The organism is Streptomyces prasinopilosus (assembly GCF_001419695.1).
Lineage (GTDB): Bacteria > Actinomycetota > Actinomycetes > Streptomycetales > Streptomycetaceae > Streptomyces > Streptomyces prasinopilosus.
Genome location: NZ_LIRG01000016.1, coordinates 1 through 1,408 on the forward strand (window position 1 = coordinate 1; position 1,408 = coordinate 1,408).

The following is a 1,408-nucleotide window of genomic DNA, read 5'->3' on the forward strand; positions in this document are numbered from 1 at the left end:
GCGCCCCGGGGCGCCGGGAAGACCGTCGCCCTCACCTTCGACGCCGACATGACCGCCGGCCAGGGCCCGCGCGCGGCGGCGGGCGAACGCTTCGACCACCCCCGGCTGATCGCCACCCTGCGCGCGCTGGAGGTGCCGTCCACCGTGTTCATGACGGGGCGCTGGGCCGAGGAGTACCCCGACCAGGCCCGTTCCCTCGGCCGGGACCCGCTCTTCGAGGTCGCCAACCACTCGTACAGCCACTACGCGTTCACGGACGACTGCCACGGCCTGCCGACCCTCGGCCGGGACCGGATGCGCGCGGACGTGGAACGGGCGTACACCGCCTTCCGCGAGGTGGGGGTGGCGCGCCCGATGCCGTACTTCCGCTTCCCCGGCGGCTGCTACGACCGCGAGGCGCTGAAGGCACTCGTCCCGGCCGGTGTCACCGCCGTGCAGTGGGACGTGGTCGGGGGCGACGCCTTCGCCACGGACGCCGGCGCGGTGGCCCGGCAGGTCCTGGACGCGGTGCGTCCGGGTTCCGTCGTCGTCCTGCACTGCACCCGCAGCGCGGCCCCGGCGACCGAGCGCGCGGTACGGGAGATCGTCCCGGAGCTGCGCCGCCGGGGCTACCGCCTCGTGAAGGTCTCCGACCTGATCGCGACCGCGCCGACGGCGCCCCTGCCGGGCTGACGGATCCGCACTCCGGCACCCCGGCACCCCGGCACTCCACCGGACGCGGTCCTACCCTGGCGGCATGACCGACACCGACACCGGAACCGGGGCCGACCCGGGGACCGACACCGGCTACTGCCTGATCGACGCGGCCAGGCCGCCCAGGGCCGAGGGGCCTCCGTACGCGGAGTGCGTGCTGTGCCGGGAACCCACGGAGTACCCGGAGTCGTACAAGGGGATCACCCTGTGCCCGGCCTGCGAGTGGCAGGAGGCACAGCGCACGGCCTGCTCGGGCTGACGCGGGCGCGCCCCGGCTTGGCAGACTGGCGGGGTGAACAACGAGCAGACCCATGACCGGCCGTCCGCCGCCGCGAGTCCCTTCCGCTCCGGGCCCGGTGTCCGCGACGAGGCACCTCAGTTCGTGCTGCCCCTGGTGGCGCACATCGAGCGGTCGGCGCCCCCGGCCCGCACGGACGCACTGGAGACGGCGGCCCGCGCGGTGCTGACGATCCTGGCGGACGAGCGGTCGGCGGGCGAGGGCGAGTGGGCCCGGGTGATGCGCGACTGGCAGGACGCCCGCATCCGCAAGGTGGTGCGCAGGGCCCGCGGCGCGGAGTGGCGCCGCGCGGAGGCGCTGCCCGGCATCACGGTCGCCGGCAAGTCGGCGGAGGTCCGCGTCTTCCCGCCCGTCCCGCTGGACGGCTGGCCCAAGGACCTGGCCCGCCTCCAGGTCTCCGGCACCGACCTGGACGAC

The 1,408-nt window shown here is 75.6% G+C and carries 2 protein-coding genes and 1 pseudogene; all 3 read left to right on the forward strand.

Annotation, left to right across the window (positions count from 1 at the left end):
- The coding region (locus AOK18_RS01225) for a polysaccharide deacetylase family protein (protein WP_055693043.1) at positions 1–672 on the forward strand (672 nt) is incomplete at its 5' end.
- A gap of 64 nt (positions 673–736) precedes the next feature.
- The gene (locus tag AOK18_RS01230) at positions 737–952 is read left to right on the forward strand and encodes a hypothetical protein (protein WP_055575126.1); all 216 of its coding nucleotides are present in this window, start codon (positions 737–739) and stop codon (positions 950–952) included.
- A 33-nt stretch (positions 953–985) separates the two neighbouring features.
- Positions 986–1,408 (forward strand): annotated as a pseudogene (locus AOK18_RS01235) (peptidyl-tRNA hydrolase); the annotation flags it as partial.

Coding starts and splice junctions, on each gene's coding strand:
- AOK18_RS01230 (WP_055575126.1), top strand. CDS start 737: ATGACCGACACCGACACCGGAACCGGGGCCGACCCGGGGACCGACACC.